Origin of the sequence: Cytobacillus massiliigabonensis (genome assembly GCF_900199725.1) — a bacterium.
Classification (GTDB): Bacteria; Bacillota; Bacilli; order Bacillales; family Cytobacillaceae; genus Cytobacillus; species Cytobacillus massiliigabonensis.
Genome location: NZ_LT904904.1, coordinates 1,149,589 through 1,165,200, shown reverse-complemented (window position 1 = coordinate 1,165,200; position 15,612 = coordinate 1,149,589). Strand labels below are relative to the sequence as shown.

Annotated in this window: 15 protein-coding genes; 3 read left to right on the top strand and 12 right to left on the bottom strand. The window is 38.4% G+C overall.

Features of this window, described 5'->3' with window-relative positions:
- Positions 1-27: 27 nt before the first annotated feature.
- The 3 genes from pepV to C1726_RS16880 all read right to left on the bottom strand — a co-directional run bounded on the left by pepV (position 28) and on the right by C1726_RS16880 (position 3,451).
- Positions 28-1,446, bottom strand: a complete 1,419-nt coding sequence (pepV, locus tag C1726_RS16890; RefSeq protein WP_102274215.1) for a dipeptidase PepV — start codon at positions 1,444-1,446, stop codon at positions 28-30.
- A 108-nt stretch (positions 1,447-1,554) separates the two neighbouring features.
- Positions 1,555-2,745 (bottom strand): ABC transporter permease, encoded by a 1,191-nt coding sequence (locus C1726_RS16885; protein WP_102274214.1) that lies wholly within the window; start codon positions 2,743-2,745, stop codon positions 1,555-1,557.
- On the bottom strand, positions 2,738-3,451 hold the full coding sequence (locus C1726_RS16880) for an ABC transporter ATP-binding protein (protein ID WP_102274213.1): 714 nt from the start codon (positions 3,449-3,451) through the stop codon (positions 2,738-2,740). The genes C1726_RS16885 and C1726_RS16880 overlap by 8 nt, the downstream gene beginning before the upstream one ends.
- A gap of 392 nt (positions 3,452-3,843) precedes the next feature.
- Here C1726_RS16880 and C1726_RS16875 point away from each other — a divergent pair, with 392 nt between their 5' ends.
- Positions 3,844-4,065 (top strand): DeoR family transcriptional regulator, encoded by a 222-nt coding sequence (locus C1726_RS16875; RefSeq protein WP_053477612.1) that lies wholly within the window; start codon positions 3,844-3,846, stop codon positions 4,063-4,065.
- 111 nt (positions 4,066-4,176) lie between these two features.
- Here C1726_RS16875 and C1726_RS16870 read toward each other — a convergent pair whose 3' ends face one another.
- The 6 genes from C1726_RS16870 to C1726_RS16845 form a co-directional block, all read right to left on the bottom strand.
- Positions 4,177-4,896: a pseudouridine synthase gene (locus tag C1726_RS16870; protein WP_102274212.1), complete on the bottom strand. Its 720-nt coding sequence runs from the start codon at positions 4,894-4,896 to the stop codon at positions 4,177-4,179.
- Positions 4,897-4,960: 64 nt separating this feature from the next.
- Positions 4,961-6,574 (bottom strand): putative polysaccharide biosynthesis protein, encoded by a 1,614-nt coding sequence (locus tag C1726_RS16865; protein WP_102274211.1) that lies wholly within the window; start codon positions 6,572-6,574, stop codon positions 4,961-4,963.
- A 305-nt stretch (positions 6,575-6,879) separates the two neighbouring features.
- Positions 6,880-8,055: a cobalamin-independent methionine synthase II family protein gene (locus tag C1726_RS16860; RefSeq protein WP_102274210.1), complete on the bottom strand. Its 1,176-nt coding sequence runs from the start codon at positions 8,053-8,055 to the stop codon at positions 6,880-6,882.
- A gap of 12 nt (positions 8,056-8,067) precedes the next feature.
- Positions 8,068-8,781 (bottom strand): sulfurtransferase TusA family protein, encoded by a 714-nt coding sequence (locus C1726_RS16855; protein ID WP_102274209.1) that lies wholly within the window; start codon positions 8,779-8,781, stop codon positions 8,068-8,070.
- Positions 8,782-8,804: 23 nt separating this feature from the next.
- Entirely contained in the window at positions 8,805-9,167 is a 363-nt protein-coding gene (locus C1726_RS16850) for a DsrE family protein (RefSeq protein WP_053477373.1), read from the bottom strand.
- Between the two features lie 50 nt (positions 9,168-9,217).
- Positions 9,218-9,460, bottom strand: a complete 243-nt coding sequence (locus C1726_RS16845; protein WP_180968232.1) for a sulfurtransferase TusA family protein — start codon at positions 9,458-9,460, stop codon at positions 9,218-9,220.
- Between the two features lie 258 nt (positions 9,461-9,718).
- Between C1726_RS16845 and C1726_RS16840 the strand changes: the two genes are divergently transcribed.
- Entirely contained in the window at positions 9,719-10,990 is a 1,272-nt protein-coding gene (locus tag C1726_RS16840) for a BaiN/RdsA family NAD(P)/FAD-dependent oxidoreductase (protein ID WP_102275837.1), read from the top strand.
- 168 nt (positions 10,991-11,158) lie between these two features.
- On the opposite strand, the gene C1726_RS16835 is transcribed toward C1726_RS16840, so the two are convergent.
- Positions 11,159-11,341: a sporulation protein Cse60 gene (locus C1726_RS16835; protein ID WP_053477376.1), complete on the bottom strand. Its 183-nt coding sequence runs from the start codon at positions 11,339-11,341 to the stop codon at positions 11,159-11,161.
- Between the two features lie 258 nt (positions 11,342-11,599).
- On the opposite strand from C1726_RS16835, the gene C1726_RS16830 reads away from it, so the two are divergent.
- Positions 11,600-12,496: a selenium metabolism-associated LysR family transcriptional regulator gene (locus C1726_RS16830; RefSeq protein WP_102274208.1), complete on the top strand. Its 897-nt coding sequence runs from the start codon at positions 11,600-11,602 to the stop codon at positions 12,494-12,496.
- Positions 12,497-12,553: 57 nt separating this feature from the next.
- On the opposite strand, the gene C1726_RS16825 is transcribed toward C1726_RS16830, so the two are convergent.
- Complete coding sequence (locus tag C1726_RS16825) at positions 12,554-12,871, bottom strand: rhodanese-like domain-containing protein (RefSeq protein WP_102274207.1); 318 nt, start codon at positions 12,869-12,871, stop codon at positions 12,554-12,556.
- A 221-nt stretch (positions 12,872-13,092) separates the two neighbouring features.
- Positions 13,093-15,510: a leucine--tRNA ligase gene (gene leuS, locus C1726_RS16820; protein WP_102274206.1), complete on the bottom strand. Its 2,418-nt coding sequence runs from the start codon at positions 15,508-15,510 to the stop codon at positions 13,093-13,095.
- Between the last annotated feature and the right edge of the window lie 102 nt (positions 15,511-15,612).

Below are 15,612 nucleotides of genomic sequence, written 5' to 3'. Positions count from 1 at the left end.
TTCTCCTTGACTCCCTGTTTGAATTTTTTATTTTGCAAGTTCATAAATAGCCTGTGCATAAATGGCTGTTGCTCTAAGCATGTCTTCTATATGCATATATTCATCCTTTTGATGGGCGATGTCCTCTCTTCCAGGGAAAAGAGGACCAAATGCCACACCAGACTTCAAGGAACGAGCATAGGTTCCTCCGCCAATTGAAAGCAGTTCAGCCTTTTCTCCTGTTTGTTCTTCATATACTTTTTTTAGCGTTTGAATGAGAAAATCATCTTCAGCCACGTGATGAGGCTTCGAATCAGTAAAGTTTTCAATTATAAAATGTTCTTCTTTTAATAAACCTTCAAGACTGTCTTTCGTATCATCCATTTTATTTGTAACAGGATAGCGAACATTTAATCCAAGTCTTCCCCCGCTTTCCTCTGTATAGGACAGCTTCCCGACATTGATTGTTAAATCTCCTGTAATGTCGTCAGAATAGGAAATGCCAAGCTTCTTTCCCCTAGAATCTTCATAAAAATAAGTAGCTGCAAACTGAAAATAGTGACTAGCTTTCGGATCTATCTTCAATTCTGATAAAAACTTAGCCATGTAAAGACCCGCATTTTTTCCATTATTCGGCTCCATTCCATGGGCAGAGACCCCTTCCGCCTCAAGCATTAATAGACCGTTTTCGATATAGTATTTGCCAGGAAGCTCATTCTTTTTGAGAAAATCAGCGTACAATTGCACAGTATCTGTTGGCTCATTCGTCACCTCTAGTGAAGCCTTTGCAAAGTCTGGAACCATATTATATCTTCTTCCAGATTGGAAAGAGAGCACTTTTGCTTTTACTTCAGCATCGCTTTTTTGCTCTTTCCAATTTTGGACAAGGTCAAAATCAGCAATTCCTTTTTCCGCATAAATGATAGGGAAATCGGCATCTGGAGCAAATCCCATAGCTGGCATTTCCTCATGTTCAAAATAATGGTCTACACAGCGCCAATCACTTTCCTCATCCGTTCCAATAATCATGCGGACACGCTTATTTAATGGCAGTCCAAGTTCCTTCACAATCTTCATCGCATAATAAGCAGCCATCGTTGGCCCTTTATCATCAATGGCTCCTCTTCCAAATATTTTGCCATCACGGATTTCGGCGCCATACGGATCACTTGACCAGCCGTCCCCTTCTGGTACGACATCCACATGACAAAGGATCCCAACAATATCCTCGCCTTGTCCAAATTCTAAATGTCCTGCAAGGTTTCCAACATTCTTAGGGGTGAATCCATCCTTCTCGCCAAGCTGAAGCATAAAATCTAACGCTTCCTTTACTCCTTCTCCTAATGGAGCTTCCTCAGTTGCATTTTCTTCATCCAGTACGCTTTTTATTTGCAGCAGCTTTTTTGCATCTTCAATCAGTGCGTCTTGTCTTCGTTCGACTTCTTTTTGCCAATCAATCACGTTCATGATTAATCCTCCAGTGTAAGAAAAATATTAAATCTATTTAAAATTATATCAATTCATTTTTCCTTATGCACCATCATATACCTTACAAAAGTAAATAGAAATACTTTCTTAGCCTCTATAAAAGCCAAATGGCATACCAAAATAGGACAGTATACTATGCCAGCATATGACAAATATACCGAGTAAAATGATCGCTATAATAAATAATGACATAACAGCCCTTTTCCGTGCCTTAAAATAAAAATCTGTTTCACTATATTTTTTACTTAGTGGATTGGATGGTGCAATCTTATTCCAAACAAGTGAAAGCCATGAATTCATCATGATAAGAAAACCGAAGAATATGATCACTTTTATCCAGAGAGGTGGAATAAGTACGATTGCAACAGTTCCGACGGAAATAATTTGAAAATAGCTGATCACATACGAGCGGTTTCTTAGAAAAACCTTTAAAAACAACTCAATAAATCCATTTACTTGAGTCCGCTTTTTAAGAATCCGTTTTGAACGACGGAATAGCAGCGGCTTTGTTCTCTTCGTAACGATTGGTTTTTCAATTTCATTTGAAAGAATGAATATTAGTTCAATATTCTTCGTTTTATCCGTGCGGTTCATATCTATTTCATGATCAATTGCTGATAATTTCTGGATTGACTTTAAGCTAAAATAGATAGAGACAGTCAGCAAGACTATGCTGCTTAAACAAACAAAAAATAAAGCACCTTTGTCCCAAAGGAGATAAATGAACTGACTAAGCCAGCTTAAGGCAGTAAATAATAGAATACTAAACGCTAATTTTTTTAACCTTTTATCTATTTTGTGCAAATGATATTTTACTAGCATAATTAGCGCCTTTAATCCAATAAGGGAGAAAAGCAGTGCACCTATTTCCAGCCAGCTAAGAATGAAATGATTTCTTAAAAACGGCAGCAGAATAAGAAATATAATTGCTGTTACTAGCGATTGAGAAAAGAGTGAGCATATATATCCCCATTTTTTCATCCCAAAAAATAGAGACTTTATTTTTATGAGAAACACTTTGTCTGCTTCCTCTACATATGTGCGAATGCTTCCATTCCAGGATAAAAGAAAAAGAAGCATGAATACAAAGCCAAATGGAATCGATTCGATCCAGCCTGGCAGCTCCACCCACCAAGAGCGGTATTGAAAGATAATAAATAATATGGCTGGGATAAAAAGATAAATAATAATTGTCCAATCGGCAATGGACCGGATAACTCCAAACTGAAATTTTCGGTTTCTTATGTATCGGTCGCGAAATAATCTCCAACTACTCATCCGTATGATCCTCTGCGATTAAATGAAAACAATCATATAAAGAGCCTGCAGGAAGATTGCACTGTTTTCGAATATCCTCGAGGGTTCCAGCTGCTTGCAGCTCCCCATTATGAATCATTAAGAACCGGTCACATACCTTTTCCGCCGTATCTAATACATGAGTGGACATCAAAATACCTGCCCCCCGCTTCCGCTCTGTTTCGATTAGCTTTAAAAAGAGCTTCATCGCGTTCGGATCAAGTCCAATAAATGGCTCATCAATAATATATACCATTGGACTTGTAATCATTGCTAAGATCAACATCGCTTTTTGCTGCATGCCCTTTGAATATTTGCCAGGAAATTCATGTGCATGTTCCGTTAGCTTGTACTGCTCAAGTAATTCTTTTGCTCTCTCCTTGTACTCCTTATCCGGGAGATTCTCGGCTGCTGCGATAAAATCAAGATGCTCCCATAATGTCAGCTCATCGTAGAAAATGGGTCTTTCCGGTACATAGGAGTATTTTGTATACTCTCTAAAGGAAATTGCCCCCTCTTTATTTTCCAATAACCCTAGAATCGTTTTTATTGTCGTGCTTTTGCCAGCGCCGTTTGGACCGATTAATCCGATAAGCTCTCCTTCTTTAACATTAAAATGAATATTATGGATTATTTCATTTCCCTTGTCATAGCCTGCTGTTTTAATATCTACATGTAATAAAGTCATTTTATGTTCCTCCTATTTTATTTGTACGAATGACTGATGGAAAAGGTTTACTTTTTAACAAAGATTTATCTTTTGAACCATGAGAATAGTTGTTTTTAGAATTTTCTAACATAATACAAGCATGAAAGGCCATAGGATATACTAAGATTTTATAAAACGAGAAAGGAAAAAGTTTATGAATATGGTGTAAATTCTTTAATAAAGTAGAAATTATCAAAAAATAGGAGTACAATAAAGATAAGATTGACATCCCTTGAAAAAACATCTGATATTTGCAAAGGAGTTGGCTGAGGAAAAGAAAACTACATATGCTTGAAGGACATAGGTTCTTCAATGGACTGTCAGTTGCAGGAATTTGCCATTGGTTTGAAAAAAGGATAGGGAGTGGTTTTTTGAAACCTTCGACTAACCGGATGTTAAACCGTATCAAATCCGTCTACATGTTTATTAATAAGCGTGGAACTGTAACAACGGGAGAGCTTGTAGAGGAATTTGGTATTACTCCTCGCACCATTCAGAGAGATTTAAATGTTCTTGTTTACAACGACTTAGTGAAAAGCCCGAGTCGAGGAAAATGGACGACTACAAAAAAGAAGGTAAAGATGTCATCATAATTTCCCTTTCGTACACTGATCTCATATGAGGTCTGATGTCTGAAGTGAGGATCCAAGATTACGATTGTTAACAAAAAATAGTATGAAAAAAATCGCCAATCTAGGCGATTTTTATTTGACTTCATATTCCATTAAGCTTTCTAGTTCTTCTTCTGTCAATTCACGATATTCACCAAGCTCCAAGGTTTCATCCAGCTGAAGCGGTCCCATTGATATCCTTTGCAAATAAATGACTCGCTTCCCAACCGCCTCAAACATTCTTTTCACCTGATGAAATTTTCCTTCAGTAATCGTCAATTCAATATCTGATGTCAAACCGGATTTAATAATCTTCAATTCACCTGGTTTTGTTTCATATCCATCATCCAAAATGACACCCTTTTTAAAAGCTGCAATGTCCTCTTCCGTTACTTCACTGTTTATAACAGCAAAATATGTTTTCGGCACATGTTTTTTCGGAGATAAAAGGCGATGGGCAAGCTGCCCATCATTTGTTAACAGCAGCAGCCCTTCTGTATCTTTATCAAGCCTACCGACAGGAAACGGAGAGAATACGATATCCTCGGGCTCCAATATATCTAAAACCGTTTCATGCTGCGAGTCCTCCGTTGCGGAGATCACTCCTTGTGGTTTGTTCATCATTAAATAAATAAACTCTTTATACACCACTTCTTCTCCGTTTATTGTCACAACATCCTTATCCGGATCGACATGCTTACTCGCATCCTTCACCTTCTGCTCATTGACTTCAACAGCTCCGCTCTTTAAAAGCTGCTTAACATCCTTCCGGCTTCCAAAGCCTAAATTGGCAAGCATTTTATCAATTCTCATAACATCACCTCTTTTATTGAAGATTAGTTGGCTGTGTGAAACCTTAATAAATATTTATGTCCCATTATCCTCGCAATCTGACCTTCTTCAATAGACGATCGACCTTTTGCCCAAATAAGAAATAGACGAGTTTTGTTTTAAAGCTTAAATAGAAGTAGATTCCTGCACCAACTGCTGCACAAATGGCAACGATGATGAATGCCTGCAAATTGGCTGATGGCAATAAGAAAAGTGTAAGAACCTTATACGTGATTCCTGCACCTGCAAACATCAGCGCAGTGAAAATAACAATCAAGATCCCTCTTCTGAGGACAAGCCTGAAAGGATACTTAGCATATGTTTTTATCACAATTAAATTAATCAAGATAGCCGCTGCATAGCCTATCGCAGTTGCGACTACAGCTCCCTGAGTTTCCATCAGCTTGATTAGTGGGATATTTAAGCTCAATTTAAGCAGTAATCCAACAAGCAAGCTAAGCACGGTAAAACGCTGCTCATTGATTCCTTGTAAAATTGCCGCCGTAACTAAGAAATAGGCAAAAAGAATTGCCACTGGCGCATAGGTTCTAAGCACTTCTGTTCCAAGCTCATTGTGATCGTAAAATAATGTAAAAATAGGCTCTGCCAATAAGGAAAGTCCAACAACTGCCGGAAGCGTTAGAAATAACAGCACTTGAAATGCTTGATTCAATTGATAATTTAAACTCGTACGATCCTTTTCAACAAATGCTTTCGTAATACTTGGAACAAGTGTTAAAGAGAAGGCAGTAGCCAAAGAAACAGGAATAATAACCAGCTTATGAGTCTGGAAATTTAAAACGGCAAAGGATGATACTGCTTGATCTGCTAAGCCAATTTCTGCCATCGTCCGGATAAAAGTCAGCTGATCAATAAATTGGAAAAGAGAACCAGATAAACCTACAAAAATAAAAGGCGCGGCATATACAACAATTTCTTTGTACATATCCTTTAAAGAAATATCCATCGTGCCTTTATCATTTAATAAAAGTCCATCTAAATAAGGCTTTCTTTTATACCAATACCAAAAAAGTGCCGCTAGACCACCGATTGCGCCAATACATGCCGCAAAGGTAGCTACACTTACTGCCTGAACAAGACTACCTTTCATGATATATAAAACAATAAAGGCACCTGCAAGAACAAACACAATACGAACAATTTGCTCAATGACCTGTGATAAAGCAGAAGGTCCCATCGATTGGTGTCCCTGAAAGAAGCCCCGAATCAAACTCATAAAAGGAACAACAATTAACGCAAAGCTCACTGCTCTAATAACAGTCGCTACATCCTTCACACTCGTATCCACATTATCAGGAATAATAAAATCAGCTAACGAGGGAGCTAGAAAATAAAGGAATAGAAAGGATATCATTCCCGTACATAACATCACTACTAGTCCTGATTTAAATAGCTTCCTGCCTACTGCATATTCCTCTAATGCATTATATTTTGAAATGAATTTTGAAACCGCGGCAGGTATGCCTGCTGTTGCTAAACTAATGAAAATTGTATATGGAATATAGGCGAAAGAATAAAGCGCATTCCCTTCTTCCCCTACAATATGATAAAAAGGAATTACATAAAATAACCCGAGTACTTTTGAAATAATTGTCGCAAGGGTCATTATAAAAGTACCCCTTAAAAGCTTTGATGACATAGAACCCCATTCCCCTTCAAAAAAGCGCTGAACTTTGCCAGTAAAAGCCCTATTATAAAGAGGCTTCAGCTGTGCTGCGTTCCACCATTAAGTTATCGTAGCAAAAGATCATTCTTTCGGAAAATACATGTATGTAAATAATTATTGCTATTTTTTTTGCACACTATTTGTATTCTACTCTTCTTCTTACAGGATTTCTACTTAGAGCTAATAAAAATCGCCTTGCAGGAAGAAATAATCATAAACACGAAAAAAAGCCAGTGATATAACTGACTTCTTCTTAAGGTATTCTATTCAGCATTATCTTAAACTTGCTGTTTAATTTGTTCTCTTAATAAATTTGCTGCTTTACTCATCACTTTAAGCTTTTGAACAGCAATCTCTTCACTATTCATCGGTCTTTGTGCAAAGGTGCCAAACCCGCAATCTGGATTTAAATAGATATGATTAGCCGGTATGAGCTTTAATAATTGTTTGACTTTCTCAACAATTTCTTCTGCGGTTTCAACCTCTTCCGTTCGAGGGTTCACAACGCCAAATCCAATCTCAGCATGAGTGAATTCCTTTATTGCCTCAATTTCCCCAGCCCTTGGTGTCGCATATTCAAGAATAAGCTGATCAATATCTACTCTTGATAAATAAGGGATAAGCGGGAAATATGGACCTCTTAGAAGAATATCATCTTCTCTGCTCCAATTTCCTCGGCAAATATGGACCCCAATTTTTGTTCCTCTTCCCCGCATTCCTTCCATAACCTGATTCATTAACTGAAGAGCAAATTCAATTTCTACCTCAGCATCTGCTTTTGCAGTCAAGGCTCCACACATAAATGTGCGATTGGCATTCTTTTGTGTGAATACGAGCTCAGTCAGCACAGGTTCATCGAATTGTACAAAATCGACGCCTTCACCAATTAGATCTTCCAGTTCTTCTCGTAAAACGCTTACAATATCGATCGCTAAGTCTTCTTTCGTTGGATAAGCTTCTTCAGATAGCCCTTCAACCCACATGGATCTCGTTAATAAATAAGGACCTGGAAGCGTGACTTTTATTTTTCTATCTGTGTGCTTTTTTAGAAATTGAAAGTCATTTAATGCAAGCGGCTTTTTCCGGCTAATCTTCCCTACAGCCGCTGGATTTGATAGGGAAAAGGCAGGAACATCCAATGTACCAAGGATTTCCTCAAAACTTGCTTTATCATCAATGTATTCTAGCAATTCAGAGACCGTTAGCATTTTCACATTATGTAAATGCTCAGCAACAAACGAAATATAATTATCTCTTCTTTGCTCTCCGTCAGATACGATATCTACACCTGCTGCTTCTTGCAGACGAAGGCATTCAATAACCGCTTGATCCGCAACTGCTTGAAATGCTTCATCTGTCATTCTTCCTGCTCTTTTTTCTCTCATTGCCTTCTGCACTTCGACTGATCTAGGCCAGCTGCCGATGACAGAAGTAGGAAAGATTGTTGATTTCATTTGATTTCCCCCCTAATAAACAATTGAAAATGTCAGTTCAATTTCAACTGCTTTTTTCAAAGTTTGATAGATAGGCGACTTATTTAAAGTAATTTGCCAAATCTCCTTCAATAAATCTTCTTCAGCTGCGGACGATACATAGCAAGTACCAGAAACCTGATGTATACTCGGACCTCCCGTTTCTTCAATTTCCATATGAGAAAGAATATTTTCGATGGAGCCTTTAAGAGAAAGCTCTATTTGGTCAACAATGACATTCCTTCTTGAAGCATGCGCTTTGAAGCCAACTGTTAAGCAAGAAGCAAGGGAAGCAATAAAATAATCGATTGCACTAGGCGCATCCACACGTGCACTAAATTCCGCAGGCTGTCCTGAGTAGAAATGATGGTTTCTTGCAAACACTTTAGCCTTTAAATCCTTTTCCCCTTGCACCCGAACATTCCATTTGTACCCTTTTGCAGCCGTAAGATCACTCTCTAATGCTGATTTACTTTGACCTTTTCGCACAAAATACCTAACCGTATTCTCACCTGGTTCTGATCCGATAAATTCATGCTTGACCATTCGGCACCATGCTGGTAAATCATCAGCAACTGTACTTTCTCTGCTTCTAATTTCCAGAACTTGTCCGGGATCAAGAGGATTCATACTTTTATTAATAATTAGCAGCAAACCCGATCCGCAATCAAGATCTCCACCATCGCAAACGGCATGTGCATTTAACATAAGAGCGGCCCCCTAACAGAGAATTAGTATGTAATTGAAGCGGCACCTTGTGTTAGGAATTCTACTAATCTAGCTCCTCCGACGATTGTCGCGCCTTCAATTAGATTATCTTCTGATAATCCTCTCTTTTTGTAGCAAGGACTGCAGACCCAAATAATTCCTCCAGCTTCAACAAATTGATCCATTAATTGCTTTAATGGCGCGAAGCCTTCTTCGTGAATATCTTCTGCATATCCTTTTTCAGCTAAAAACGCACCTTCAACATTTAAAAAAACGACTGTTTCCTGACCAGAAGCAACTGCAGCGTTGGCAACTACAAATCCAACCGTTGCTTTATCTGTATCATTTTTAGCACTTGTAATACTCACTGCAAATTTTCCTGACATGATGATTCCTCCCAAATGTTAATTGACTTAAATAGATAATAGATCTAAGCTTACTTTCCTTTTTTAATAAAATAATGGCTGATATTCCCTTCATCAATCCGGTTTAACAGTGCATGGTTCTGCATTCTGCACCATGCAGGCAAATCTTCACGTGCGCCAGGATCATACGAGATTACCTTAATGATTTCCCCCTCTTCCATTTTCCTCATCGTTAAAAATAGATTCATTATTAGCTCTCCACACCCCGTTGGGCCGGCATCATAAGTGATATCCACTGACATGTGACTTTCCATTTGACACCACCTTTATATAAAAAAGCGGAATATATATAAAATTAAAGCGCTTTCCTCCCAATTATAATGAATTCGTTTTACAAAATAAATTCAATCTATCTATGGTATCGATGATGATGTATCGTATTTTCGAATAGATAGTGAATCAGTTTAATTAGCAGAATTTAAACTCAAGAATTTTTTTGCATATTATGTATTTCAATGCGAATCGTTTATAATTGTAAAGTAAATTAAGGATGAAATAAGTTGGTGAAAAAATTGAAGTATGATGTAATAGTGATTGGCGGCGGCCCTTCAGGGTTGATGGCAGCCATTGGTGCGGCTGAAAACAAAGCAAAAGTTCTCCTTATTGATAAAGGGGACAAGTTAGGCAGAAAGTTAGCCATTTCAGGCGGAGGCAGATGCAATGTGACTAACCGGCTGCCAGTTGATGAAATAATTAAGCACATTCCAGGGAACGGCCGCTTTTTGTACAGTGCCTTTTCCCTTTTTAGCAATGAAGATATCATCAAATTTTTCGAAAAGCTTGGGATTCAGCTTAAGGAAGAGGATCACGGCAGGATGTTTCCTGTTACAGATAAAGCACAATCTGTTGTTGATGCATTGCTTACAAGATTGAAGGATTTAAAGGTAGAGATCAAAACGAATTGTCCGATTAGTGATGTCCATTATAAAAACGGACAAGTTCATTCGGTTGAATTAAAAAATGGGCAAGTATATGAGGCGGATTCAGTCGTTATTGCTGTCGGCGGTAAGTCTGTGCCACATACAGGCTCTACAGGGGACGGGTATGCATGGGCGAAAAAGGGCGGTCATACGATAACCGATTTATTTCCAACAGAAGTACCAGTCACATCCGCTGAACCTTTTATTAAGGAAAAAACTTTGCAAGGATTATCTTTAAGAAGTGCAGCATTAAGTGTATTGAATCCAAAAGGCAAATCCTTGATTACACATCGGATGGATATGATTTTCACCCACTTTGGTGTCAGCGGTCCTGCCGTGTTACGATGCAGCCAATTTGTCGTTAAAGCGATGAAAAAGTGGGACTTACGTGAGGTTACAATGAGTCTTGATGCTATCCCTGATAAAAAAGAAGAACCATTGCTCCAGGAAATATATAAGCTTATTAAAGATGAACCAAAGAAAAGCATCAAAAATCTTTTAAAAGGCTTTTTACCTGAAAGATATTTATTGTTCCTGCTCGAGCGCGGAAATATTGACCCTTCTGCTCAAGGAGGAACCATCTCAAATGAAAAACTGAGAAGCTTTGTGAGTAGCTGTAAAAAATTTCAGTTTCAAGTTAATGGAACACTTCCATTAGAGAAGGCGTTTGTTACCGGCGGTGGCGTTTCCGTCAAAGAAATCGAGCCGCAAACAATGGCTTCAAAATTAATGGCGGGATTGTTTTTTTGCGGAGAAATTCTTGATATTCACGGCTATACTGGCGGATACAATATCACCTCTGCACTTGTAACAGGGAGGCTCGCTGGAATCAATGCGGCACTGACAGCGCGAAACCAAAAATAATTATGGATATGTATTTTGAGGTCACATAAAATTTTATGTGACCGATTTTTGTATTTATTACCATATTCGGCACACTTACCTTTTAAGTGACCTCATTTTATTAAAATACCCATTTTAGGAAGAAGCAAAAAAAATAACGATCACTACAAGTGATCGTAACCCACTCATTTATGCCCGATAAATAATCATTGCCGAGAAACAGTAAATCTGCTCATCTTCATCCTCATGAACAGCTGCCACATTATATTTAATATCGAGCAGCTTTTTCTCTTCTATTTTCTGTAAAAATCGATTCATTTCCAACTCGAGATCTTTCTCATGCTCTTGATCAAATAATTTGACCTGAATCAAAGACCCCTCACCCTTTCCAGTGTTTTAGAATCATTATTAACTGAATAGTCAATATTTAGTCATTTTATAATTAATTTACATTAGAAGTATTCCCTTCCTTTTAATTGCCCGTTTCCTCTTATCGTATTAAGTTTTTAATTTTGGACAAAACTTCACACCCTTATCTCATATAGAAATGGTATTCTTATATAAATACAATTAATTGATATCATATATAGGATTCAATCGATATTATCAATGAGATAGGAGGTGCAGGAAATGGATTTGCACCAATTATTTGTTTTTACGAAGGTTGTCGAGCATAAAAACTTTTCGAAAGCAGCTGATGACGTTTTTTTAAGCCAATCAACAGTCAGCTCACATATTAAGGCATTAGAGAAAAGTTTAAACCTCAAGCTTTTTGACCGGGATGGAAGAGATACAATACTAACACCGCATGGGGAACGATTACATCATTGGGCACAAAAAATTTTACTATTAAAAGATGAGGCATTGCTTGATCTAAAGAGGGAAATGATGGACTTTCGCGGAATTGTAAAAATTGCTACAAGCTCTGTTCCTGGCTCCTTTATCATTCCAAGTATAATTAAACATTTCAATCATGTTCATCCAAATATTTCTTTTCATATCTCAGAATCCTCATCAAAAAGGGTCGTAGAACATGTTCTGGATCGAACTGTAGATATTGGTATTCTAGGAAAAAAATATGAAAATGATAAGCTTTGCTATCTTCCACTTCAAAAAGAAAAATTAGTATTAATTACTTCTAAAGAACTAGAATTTAATGGACCCGTTTGTTTAGAGGAAATCATTAAGCATCCTCTAATTATGAGAAGCTCAGATTCTGGTACAAGGTCACTACTAAATAAGTTTTTAGAAAAGAAAAAGATTTCAAAGGAACATTTACATACAGTCGTCCATACGGATTCTGGCAATAGTTTGATCCAGTTTGTTAAACAAAATATAGGAATCTCCATTATTTCAGAAATAGCTGCACAAGAATTTGCTTCAGCCAATTTAATTCATATGTACGAAATTAAGGACTTTCATGATGAAAGGTTTTTTTATCTTGTTTATCATAAAAACAAAACATTATCATTAGCTTCAAAATTATTTATTGAGGATGTGAAAGAATTAAAATTAGATACTTATTAAGAAAAAGAACAGACTGCCATACCTAGCAGTCTGTTCTTTTTCTTAGAAGAATGATCCTCACTTTTCAGGCTTCACTGTTTCCCCAGACCAATTCAGCATCCCGCCAATCATATTTCTAACCTTGAATCCTTGGTCTTGCATGTAATGACAAACATTTTCGCTGCGTGCGCCAGAACGGCAAATAAAAATGTATTCCTTATTTTTATCAAAGGAATCAAGATTTTCAGGAATGGTCATCATACGTATATGCTTAGCACCAGGGATCATCCCTTGCGCTACTTCTTCATCTTCTCTTACATCAACAAGCTCCAGCTTTTCACCGGCAGCAATTTTTTCCTCTAATTCATCTGTTGTAATGATTTCGATTGATTCCATTTAAAAAATCCCTTCTAAATTTATTTATCTCCCTATTGTAAAAAACATCCTCCGAAAACACAATCGGAGGATGTTCTGATCAGTCGCCTGCGCTTTTCTCTGGCCAGCTTCAGTGGCTACCCCCTCGAGGTCATAAGCCAATCTGGCTTGAAGGTTAAAGGACAACCTTCATTCCAGCTCGTCTTATGCTTGTCGGGGGTGAGCAAGCCGCTTCCGCTTTTCTAGTTCGCCACGATATTAACTAGTTTCCCTGGTACCGCAATTACTTTACGGATGGTTTTCCCATCAATTTGCTCTTTCACCTTATCATCATCCATAGCGATTTTTTCAAGCACATCTTTTTGGGCATCAGATGGAACGCGAAGCTTTGCCTTCACTTTTCCGTTAATCTGAATAACAATTTCAACTTCATCATCCACTAGTTTTGCTTCGTCAAATGCTGGCCATGCTTCATAAGCAATCGTACCGTTATGGCCAAGCTTTTCCCAAAGCTCCTCTGCAACGTGAGGTGTGATCGGTGACAGCAATTTCACAAATCCTTCAATATACTTCTTTGGCAGAACAGTTGATTTATACGCTTCATTTATAAAGACCATTAATTGTGAAATAGCGGTATTGAAACGCAATCCTTCATAATCCTCTGTAACCTTTTTCACCGTTTGGTGGTAAATCTTCTCTAAGTCGCCTGCTTCTTCAGCAGCTTGGATTTTCGGATTTAAGTCCCCATTCTCCTCAACCAATAAACGCCACACACGGTCTAAGAATCTTCTTGATCCATCTAATCCATTTGTTGACCAGGCAATCGAAGCATCTAATGGTCCCATAAACATTTCATATAAGCGAAGTGTATCTGCACCATGGCTTTCAATAATATCATCAGGGTTTACAACATTCCCCTTTGACTTACTCATTTTTTCATTTCCTTCTCCAAGAATCATCCCTTGGTTGAATAGCTTTTGGAAAGGCTCCTTCGTATGAACCACACCGATATCATATAAAACCTTATGCCAGAAGCGCGCATATAGAAGGTGAAGCACCGCATGCTCTGCTCCGCCAATATAAATATCAACTGGAAGCCATTCTTTTAATTTTTCAGCATCTGCAAGGGCTTCTGTGTTTTTCGGATCGATATAGCGTAAATAATACCAGCAGCTGCCAGCCCATTGCGGCATTGTATTCGTTTCTCTGCGGCCTTTTTTACCAGTTTCAGGGTCAACAACATTTACCCAATCTTCAATATTCGCCAGTGGAGATTCCCCTGTACCGGACGGCTTGATTTCTGTTGTCTTTGGAAGGATTAATGGAAGCTGGTCTTCTGGAACAGCTGACATTGTGCCATCCTCCCAATGAATGATCGGAATCGGCTCTCCCCAGTAACGCTGACGGCTAAAAAGCCAATCACGAAGACGATAGGTTACCTTTTTCGTCCCGATCTCTTTTTCCTCAAGCCATGCAATCATTTTTTCAATCGCGTCTTCTTTGTTCATTCCATTCAAGAAGCCTGAGTTTACATGCTCGCCATCACCTGTGTATGCCTCTTTTTGAACATCTCCGCCGGAAACTACCTCAATAATCGGAAGGTCAAATTGCTTTGCGAACTCATAATCACGTTCATCATGTCCTGGAACTGCCATGATCGCACCTGTTCCATAGCTAGCTAATACATAATCAGCGATCCAAATTGGCATTTTTTCGCCATTTACTGGATTGATTGCATAGGCACCTGTAAATACACCGGTCTTTTCTTTTGCCAAATCTGTTCTTTCAAGGTCACTTTTGCTTTGGATTTTTTCGATGTACGCATTAACTGCTTCTCTCTGACCATCTGTTGTAATTTCATTGACTAAAACATGTTCTGGAGCTAGCACTGCATACGTTGCACCAAAAAGGGTGTCTGGGCGGGTTGTAAATACAGTAAAGTTTCCTTCGTGCCCTTCAATTTGGAATGTAACCTCAGCACCTTCTGAGCGGCCAATCCAGTTGCGCTGCATATCTTTAAGGCTTTCAGGCCAATCCAATAAATCTAAATCTTCAAGCAAGCGGTCAGCATATGCTGTAATTTTCAGCATCCACTGTCTCATTGGCTTACGTACAACTGGATGTCCGCCACGCTCACTTTTTCCATCGATTACTTCTTCATTAGCAAGTACAGTTCCAAGTGCCGGGCACCAGTTAACCGCTACTTCATCAATATAAGCAAGCCCTTTTTCATAAAGCTTCAAGAAAATCCATTGCGTCCATTTGTAATACTCAGGATCAGTCGTATTCACTTCACGATCCCAATCATAAGAAAAACCTAATGCTTTAATTTGACGTCGGAATGTATTAATATTTTGCTCCGTAAATTCAGCCGGATCATTTCCTGTATCCAATGCGTACTGCTCAGCTGGCAATCCAAATGCGTCCCATCCCATTGGATGAAGAACATTAAATCCTTGCATCCGCTTCATACGGGAAAGAATATCTGTTGCTGTGTAGCCTTCTGGATGTCCCACGTGAAGACCTGCACCAGATGGATATGGAAACATATCTAGTGCGTAAAATTTATTTTTCCCTTTATCCTCACTTGTCTTAAAGGTTTTACTGTCTTCCCAGACATTTTGCCACTTCTTTTCAATCTTCTGGTGATTGAAGCTCATTGTCTTTTCCTCCTAATGCCAGAATGCGTAGGCGCCTGCTTATCGCCGATGGCGTCCGAAGCTAGACTGCTTTCTGACTTCAATTTTGAACTGCATTTTTTA

Excerpts from the sequence above, each read along its gene's own strand:
- pepV (WP_102274215.1), bottom strand. The coding sequence starts at position 1,446 with ATGAACGTGATTGATTGGCAAAAAGAAGTCGAACGAAGACAAGACGCA.
- C1726_RS16885 (WP_102274214.1), bottom strand. The coding sequence starts at position 2,745 with ATGAGTAGTTGGAGATTATTTCGCGACCGATACATAAGAAACCGAAAA.
- C1726_RS16880 (WP_102274213.1), bottom strand. The coding sequence starts at position 3,451 with ATGACTTTATTACATGTAGATATTAAAACAGCAGGCTATGACAAGGGA.
- C1726_RS16870 (WP_102274212.1), bottom strand. The coding sequence starts at position 4,896 with ATGAGAATTGATAAAATGCTTGCCAATTTAGGCTTTGGAAGCCGGAAG.
- C1726_RS16865 (WP_102274211.1), bottom strand. The coding sequence starts at position 6,574 with ATGTCATCAAAGCTTTTAAGGGGTACTTTTATAATGACCCTTGCGACA.
- C1726_RS16860 (WP_102274210.1), bottom strand. The coding sequence starts at position 8,055 with ATGAAATCAACAATCTTTCCTACTTCTGTCATCGGCAGCTGGCCTAGA.
- C1726_RS16855 (WP_102274209.1), bottom strand. The coding sequence starts at position 8,781 with ATGTTAAATGCACATGCCGTTTGCGATGGTGGAGATCTTGATTGCGGA.
- C1726_RS16850 (WP_053477373.1), bottom strand. The coding sequence starts at position 9,167 with ATGTCAGGAAAATTTGCAGTGAGTATTACAAGTGCTAAAAATGATACA.
- C1726_RS16845 (WP_180968232.1), bottom strand. The coding sequence starts at position 9,460 with ATGGAAAGTCACATGTCAGTGGATATCACTTATGATGCCGGCCCAACG.
- C1726_RS16830 (WP_102274208.1), top strand. The coding sequence starts at position 11,600 with ATGGATTTGCACCAATTATTTGTTTTTACGAAGGTTGTCGAGCATAAA.
- C1726_RS16825 (WP_102274207.1), bottom strand. The coding sequence starts at position 12,871 with ATGGAATCAATCGAAATCATTACAACAGATGAATTAGAGGAAAAAATT.
- leuS (WP_102274206.1), bottom strand. The coding sequence starts at position 15,510 with ATGAGCTTCAATCACCAGAAGATTGAAAAGAAGTGGCAAAATGTCTGG.